Below are 6,000 nucleotides of genomic sequence, written 5' to 3' on the forward strand. Positions count from 1 at the left end.
GGTCAAGGCCTCAGTACGAACGGTCCGGCGGCGTCGATGTAGAACGCCTGATCGGCGGTGGTGGCCAGAGGCGAAGACGGGTTGTCGGTCAGCGCGAGACACCAGGCGCCGCGGGAGCGGGCCCAGGCGGCGGCCTTGACGGTCTCGGCGCTGTAGCGGTGGACGGAGATCGCCACGAAGCAGTCGCCCTCCCGGACGCGGCGCAGTTCGTCGGTGAGGCTGCCGGAGGCGCCCGTGACGGTGTGTACCTCTTCGCGGAGCATGCGAGGAGATAGCCCAGCAGGTAGCCAGGGCCATAGCACTTACGCAGTCCCATCACGTGGACACGAGGGCTGTTGGCAAGGGCCTTGACGTCGGACTGCCAGTCTTCGGGGTCTATGCGCGCGAAGGTGCGGGCGATGTCGGCCTGGTCGAGTGCGACGGCACGCTGCAGCGGGCCGCCCCCCTCGGCGGTGAGCTGCTGGAGATGGTTGTAGCGGCGCAGCAGCTGGGCCTGCTCGCGCAGCCGTTCGCGGCACAGCCGGGTCAGACCGGGTAGCCGTCCAGGCCCAGGCTCGTGGCGAACCGGACGACGGTGGCCTCGTTCACGCCGACGGCGGCAGCGAGCTCCGAGACCGTCATGAAGGCCACACCCTCGGGGTCGGCCATCACCCGGTCGGCCAGGAGGCGCTGTGCACGGGTCAGGGAGTCCCCGCGCCGGTGCAGGACGGAAAGGAGTTCGTCGTAGGTCTGCGGCGAAGGCCGCGGTGGAGAGGCCATACCAACGGTTGTCTCCCGGTGACGGGAGACAACCGTGAGGGTCACCGTGCGTCGGCGTTGCCGCGCACGTAAGCGGACAACGGCAGTGTGGCGGACGGGCGACCGGGAATGCGCAGGGTGATGCTGTCCGCGTCGAGGTCGGTGACGGTGGTGCACAGGGTCATCAGCGGGTCGGAGCCGGCGGCCGTGCGGTAGACACCGCGGGGCAAAGGGGCCGAGGTCAGCGCGTCCAGGAATCAGTCGACGGACGGCTCCCGCTCCGGCACATCCAGTCCGGCGAGGACTTTGCCGCGGGCTTGGCTCTCCTCGTACCCTCCCAGACTGCCGGCGGCCCGCTGCCCGAGGCTGCCGACACCTGAGGACGGCTGCGTGCCCGGTACGTCCAGCGGCAGGGGGTGGTGGCGCAGGTGGTTGGTGTGCCACTGGAGAGGATGGGCGGGCTGGGCCTCGACCACCGCTGTCCGTCCCGCGACGGCCTCGACCACGACGACCCGACCGCTCTCGCGCTCTCCGATCGTGTAGGCGAAGCCGCCGGCGGAGGGGACGGTGCGGAGGAGGTGTACGACGGCCTCCAGATCGGGGGCCTGCTGTGTAGTGCTCGGGCGACGAAGCGACGGCCGGCCGCGAGAGCGGGACGTGTGGCCTGGATGTGGTTGATGCCCCACACCGGCCCGTGCCCAGTGGCGGTGTACGTGTTGGCCGGGAGAAAACCTGGATACCACTGGGTGGTCACGGGGGCGTCGCGTCGATGAGCAGCGTCAGCAGCATCAGCCGGCCCTCCAGCGCCGGGGCCCCGTCCTTGTTGTGTGCGACGTACGAGCGCGAGCGTCGCCATCCCAGATCGGTGCAGCCTGTGCCGTCATCGGTGCCCAGATCGCCTCGGAGGTTGGCCGGCATCAAAAGACTGCAGGCCCGCTCCCTGTGCCAGTGCCTGCAGCTCCCGAACCTGGGTGGGACAGCTGCGCCGCGTCTCGTGTACCAGGCGCCTCAGGTGCGCACTGTCCAACTCGGTCCGAGCTCACTTGTGCAGTGGCTCCGCTTCGGGAAGCTCCTGGTGGACTGTGCGGATCTCGGATCTGGCGGCCTGTCCGAGCATCGCGAAGTCCTCTTCCCGCTCTCCGCCGGCCACCAGCCACCGCAGTCCCGCGAACTCCTGCTCCCGCACGTGAGCGCCCATGCCGCACCTTCCGTCAGGCACGCGGTCCCGGTAGGACGCGCACCTTCGTTCTGTGCAAGTTTACTTGCTGCTACATATTGCAGTGCAGTTAAACTTGCACGCAAGGGGCGGTCGCTTCGGCGGGCCCCGCTCGGTTCACGCGCCGCTGCCCGGACTGGCCCAAGGCCCTGGCGCTTCGCCACCGGAGGCGGGGCGTGCTGAATGGCGTGGTGGCGGGTCCTGAGGCCATCGCGAGGGCGTCGTAGGTGTGGTCTTCGCCTCTGGGGAGGCACACGCTATTGCGTTGTTGGTATGAAATGCAAGTGTGCTTGTTCTCTCTTCATCCTTGCTGGTAAAGGTGCACCTGAGGGGATGTCGTCAGGGTCCGCGATTGCGCAAGACGGCACAACTGAACCTCGATTCAAACCCTTGACGTATGGCAGATTTGCGTGCGCACTAAGTCATGCAAGTTTCATTGCGCAGCGGCTGATCTGCACGCACTCCTCATCCGCATTTCGGCCCAGGAGGCCCCTCATGAGCACACCCCCTGGTGGCAGTGGCTCCGTGCACCTGCGCGGCGCGCTGGCCAACCGGCAACTGACGACGATCGTCATCGGCGGCGTCATCGGCGCGGGCCTCTTCGTCGGCAGCGGCAAGGCGATCCATCTGGCCGGCCCCGCGGTGCTGATCGCTTACACGCTCATCGGCGCGCTGGTCGTCCTGGTGATGCGCATGCTCGCCGAGATGTCGGTCGCCCAGCCCGGAAACGGGCTCGTTCTCCAGCTACGCGGGCCGCGAACTCGGCCGGTGGGCCGACCTGTCGGTGGGCTGGCTCTACGCCTACCAATGGTGCGTTGTCATCGGCTTCGAAGCCATCGCCGGGGCGTCCATCGCCAACCAACTGCTCCCCGAGGTTCCGACCTGGCTCGCCGCACTGGTCATCATGGCGGCCCTCAGGGCCGTCAACTTCTCCTGCGTGGAGTCCTTCGGGTGCTTCGAGTTCTGGTTCGCCATGATCAAGGTGGCTGCCATCGTGGCCTTCCTGCTCATCGGACTCGCCGCCATCCTCGGCGCCGCGCCTTCCAGCGATTCGCCGGGCTTGGACAACCTGACCGGGCACGGCGGATTCGCCCCCTACGGCTGGCTGCCGGTGTTCCAGGCATCCTTGGCGCTGTTCTTCTCCACTTCGGCACCGAGGCCGTCACCATAGCCGCCGGCGAGGCCAAGCACCCCGCCGAGGCCGTCCGCGCCAGCATGCGCAGTGTCGTGTGCCGCATCCTGCTCTTCTACATCGGTGCCATCGCCATCGTGGTCACCCTCCTGCCCTGGAACTCGGCAGCCGTCACCAAGAGCCCGTTCGTGGCCGTGCTGGAACACCTGGACATCCCCTACGCCGCCCCTGTCATGAACTTCATCGTCCTGACCGCCGTACTGTCCTGCCTCAACGCCGGCCTGTACTCCTCCTCGCGCATGATCCACAGCCTCGCCCGGCGCGGTGAAGCACCCAAGGTGTTCGGCCGCACCCTCTCCAACGGCTGCCTGTCGCCAGCGTCCTGCTGGCCTCCAGCGTCGGACTGGCCACCGTCGTGGCCAACTACTTCCTGCCGACCACCAGCGTCTTCGAGTTCCTCCTGGACTCCTCCGGATCGGTCGCGGTCGTCATCTACGTGGCCATCACCGTGACCCACCTGCGCGCCCGCACCCGCATCGAGCGGGAGTCGCCACAGCTTCTCACCCTGCGCATGTGGTGCTTCCCCTACCTGAACCTGCTCGTCCTGGCGGCACTGCTGGCCATCATCGGCGGCATGGCGATGAACGCCTCGACCAGCCGTTCGCTCTTCCTCACCCTGCTGGTCACCACCATCGCGATCCTCGCAGGCATCGTCCACCAGTGGCGCCGGGCCCTCGACGGTCAGATACCGGACGCGGAGCACTCCACCGCCCCTACGGGCTGAGCCCCACCGACGCACCCACGAGCCTTCGCCCTGGCACGCTCGGGGCGAAGGCTCTTCAGGAAGGACCACGACAGCCGTGGACAAGGTGATCGAGACCGCCGAGCCGGCTGTCGCCGACATTCCTGACGGAGCCTCACTGGCCGTCGGAGGGTCCGCGCTGTGCGGCATCCCCGAAACCCTCATCGGCGCCGTGCACGCCAAGGCGCCGGCGAACTGCACGTCGTCTCCAACGACTGCGGCGTCGACGACGCGGGTCTGGGTGTGATGCGCGGCGCCGGCACGCAGATAGCCAACGGCGGGCTGCCCTGGCGCCACGACGGGGCCGGAGGCATCACAACTGCCTCACCACCCAAGGAGACGCCCTCCTTCAACGGCAAGACGTTCGTCCTGGAAGAAGCCATCACCTGCGACTACGCGCTGGTACGCGCCGACCACGGTGGCTTTGTAGGTGAGGTTCGAGAGCGTCTGTCGCTCAGCGGTGAGAACACTCTGTTGCACGGGAGAGTGATGTCGCTGAGTTCTGAGAACGCTTCGGTGCTTGCTTCGGGACCATGGTTGTGCTCTGCACGACGAGGGGGCCCGGGTGCTGCCGAAGTCCAAGGTCAATCTGTACGCGGCGATCCGCCGTGACGCCAGGACGGGCATGTCGGTGATCGCGCTCATGCGGAAGTACGGCGTCGGTTACGAAACCGTGCAGAAGGCCCTGGTGTCTGCCTTGCCGGAGCCGCGGAAGAAGATGCGACCACGGGCGACGCGGCTCGACCCGTACAAGCCGCTGATCGACGTCATGCTGAAGGCGGATCTGACCGCACCGCGCAAGCAGCGGCACACGGTCAAGCGGATCTACGAGCGGCTGCTGGACGAGCACGACGCCATCGACATCTCCTATCAGATGGTCTGCGGATACGTCGCTGCCCGCCGCGAGGAGAACTGTCGCCAGGCCGGGAAGGGGATGGTGGATGCGTTCGTTCCGCAGACCCACAAGCCCGGTGCCGAGGCCGAGGTCGACTTCGGAGACGTCGCGGTGAAGCTCGCTGGCGAGCTGGTGACCTGCTACCTGTTCGCGTTCCGGCTGTCGTACTCGGGCAAGGCCGTCCACCGCATCTTTGCCTCGGCAGGGCAGGAAGCGTTCTTCGAGGGCCACGTCCACGCTCTCCACGTGCTGGGCGGAGTGCCGACCGGGAAGGTCCGCTACGACAACCTTGGCTGATCGGAGACTCAGGCACCGGAAAGTCGCACCTGCTGATCGCGCTCGGCACAGAGGCCGCGATGGCCGGCTTCCGAGCCAAGTACGTCCTGGCCACCAAGCTGGTCAACGAGCTGGTGGAGGCCGCCGACGAGAAGCAGCTACCAAGACCATCGCTCGCTACGGCCGCGTTGATCTTTTGTGCATCGACGAACTCGGCTACATGGAACTCGACCGCCGCGGCGCCGAACTCCTCTTCCAGGTCCTCACCGAACGCGAAGAGAAGAACAGCGTCGCCATCGCCTCCAACGAATCCTTCCCCGGCTGGACCAAGACCCTCGCCGACCCCGCCTCTGCGCAGCCATCGTCGACCGCCTCACCTTCGGCGGCAACATCATCGAAACCGGCACCGACTCCTACCGCCTCGCCACCACCCGCGCCCGAGCCGAACAAAAAGCCGCCGGTTGATCCGGGTGCGATGGTGCCGGCACGGGTCAGTGTCAGCGTTCCTTTCAACGTGCACCGCTCGGTACGCGGGAACGTGCACAGCACGCTGTACACCACAGTGTCGCGAGACGGCGCCACCGTGCCTGCCCAGTACGTCCTGGGCCTCCGGGCCAACTTGTTATCCGGTCACGTTGCCGGCCTGATCTCGGCATACACGAGCATGTCCACGCGCTTGCCGCCGATCTCCTGATGGCTTCGAAGCAGCCCCTCGCGCTCAAATCCTGCGAGTTCAGCCGTGCGCAAGGAAGCCATATTCCATGGCTCTATGTAGAGCTCGATGCGATGCAACTCCGGTATGGACCAGGCAAACCGTGTCAGCGCGGTGAGCGCGTGACTCGCGACGGGACCTGTCCCCGGGTGGTGGACACCTCTGAGCCCGGCCCCGGTAGGGGCCGGGGAGGAGGGATCTCTTATGGTGATGAAGGTCTACTCGCCCG

10 protein-coding genes and 5 pseudogenes are annotated in these 6,000 nt (G+C 67.0%); 8 read left to right on the plus strand and 7 right to left on the minus strand.

From position 1 onward, the window contains the following. Positions 1-2: 2 nt before the first annotated feature. Positions 3-263, minus strand: coding sequence for a MurR/RpiR family transcriptional regulator (locus tag ACWD4G_RS32985; RefSeq protein WP_451299983.1), 261 nt, complete (start codon positions 261-263; stop codon positions 3-5). Positions 264-319: 56 nt separating this feature from the next. Here ACWD4G_RS32985 and ACWD4G_RS32990 point away from each other — a divergent pair, with 56 nt between their 5' ends. Beyond that, complete coding sequence (locus ACWD4G_RS32990) at positions 320-538, plus strand: hypothetical protein (protein ID WP_451299985.1); 219 nt, start codon at positions 320-322, stop codon at positions 536-538. Here ACWD4G_RS32990 and ACWD4G_RS32995 read toward each other — a convergent pair. The 5 genes from ACWD4G_RS32995 to ACWD4G_RS33015 all read right to left on the minus strand — a co-directional run bounded on the left by ACWD4G_RS32995 (position 526) and on the right by ACWD4G_RS33015 (position 1,936). Beyond that, the gene (locus ACWD4G_RS32995) at positions 526-759 is read right to left on the minus strand and encodes a MurR/RpiR family transcriptional regulator (protein ID WP_451299987.1); all 234 of its coding nucleotides are present in this window, start codon (positions 757-759) and stop codon (positions 526-528) included. The genes ACWD4G_RS32990 and ACWD4G_RS32995 overlap by 13 nt on opposite strands. A gap of 41 nt (positions 760-800) precedes the next feature. Beyond that, positions 801-968 (minus strand): hypothetical protein, encoded by a 168-nt coding sequence (locus ACWD4G_RS33000; RefSeq protein ID WP_451299989.1) that lies wholly within the window; start codon positions 966-968, stop codon positions 801-803. 27 nt (positions 969-995) lie between these two features. Continuing rightward, on the minus strand, positions 996-1,244 hold the full coding sequence (locus tag ACWD4G_RS33005; RefSeq protein WP_451299991.1) for a hypothetical protein: 249 nt from the start codon (positions 1,242-1,244) through the stop codon (positions 996-998). 244 nt (positions 1,245-1,488) lie between these two features. Further along, a complete protein-coding gene (locus tag ACWD4G_RS33010) occupies positions 1,489-1,656 on the minus strand; it encodes a hypothetical protein (protein WP_451299993.1) in 168 nt (55 codons plus the stop codon). Between the two features lie 121 nt (positions 1,657-1,777). After that, complete coding sequence (locus ACWD4G_RS33015; protein WP_451299995.1) at positions 1,778-1,936, minus strand: hypothetical protein; 159 nt, start codon at positions 1,934-1,936, stop codon at positions 1,778-1,780. 513 nt (positions 1,937-2,449) lie between these two features. Here ACWD4G_RS33015 and ACWD4G_RS33020 point away from each other — a divergent pair. From ACWD4G_RS33020 to ACWD4G_RS33050, 7 genes and pseudogenes are all read left to right on the plus strand, one after another. Continuing rightward, positions 2,450-2,614: pseudogene (locus ACWD4G_RS33020) on the plus strand (amino acid transporter); the annotation flags it as partial. Between the two features lie 118 nt (positions 2,615-2,732). Then, positions 2,733-3,125 carry a hypothetical protein gene (locus tag ACWD4G_RS33025; RefSeq protein WP_451300009.1) on the plus strand — a complete coding sequence of 131 codons (393 nt, stop codon included), beginning with the start codon at positions 2,733-2,735 and terminating at the stop codon, positions 3,123-3,125. A gap of 8 nt (positions 3,126-3,133) precedes the next feature. Continuing rightward, a pseudogene (locus tag ACWD4G_RS33030) lies at positions 3,134-3,598 on the plus strand (amino acid permease); the annotation flags it as partial. Continuing rightward, on the plus strand, positions 3,502-3,870 hold the full coding sequence (locus ACWD4G_RS33035) for a hypothetical protein (protein WP_451299997.1): 369 nt from the start codon (positions 3,502-3,504) through the stop codon (positions 3,868-3,870). The pseudogene ACWD4G_RS33030 and the gene ACWD4G_RS33035, both read left to right, overlap by 97 nt. 76 nt (positions 3,871-3,946) lie before the next feature. After that, positions 3,947-4,308, plus strand: a pseudogene (locus tag ACWD4G_RS33040) (CoA-transferase); the annotation flags it as partial. 148 nt (positions 4,309-4,456) lie between these two features. After that, positions 4,457-4,742 (plus strand): annotated as a pseudogene (locus ACWD4G_RS33045) (IS21 family transposase); the annotation flags it as partial. 334 nt (positions 4,743-5,076) lie between these two features. After that, positions 5,077-5,524: pseudogene (locus tag ACWD4G_RS33050) on the plus strand (ATP-binding protein); the annotation flags it as partial. 165 nt (positions 5,525-5,689) lie between these two features. Here the strand turns inward: ACWD4G_RS33050 and ACWD4G_RS33055 are convergent. Then, entirely contained in the window at positions 5,690-5,983 is a 294-nt protein-coding gene (locus tag ACWD4G_RS33055; RefSeq protein WP_451300011.1) for a GNAT family N-acetyltransferase, read from the minus strand. Positions 5,984-6,000: the final 17 nt, after the last annotated feature.

The sequence above is a fragment of the Streptomyces sp. NPDC002643 genome (assembly GCF_053592555.1).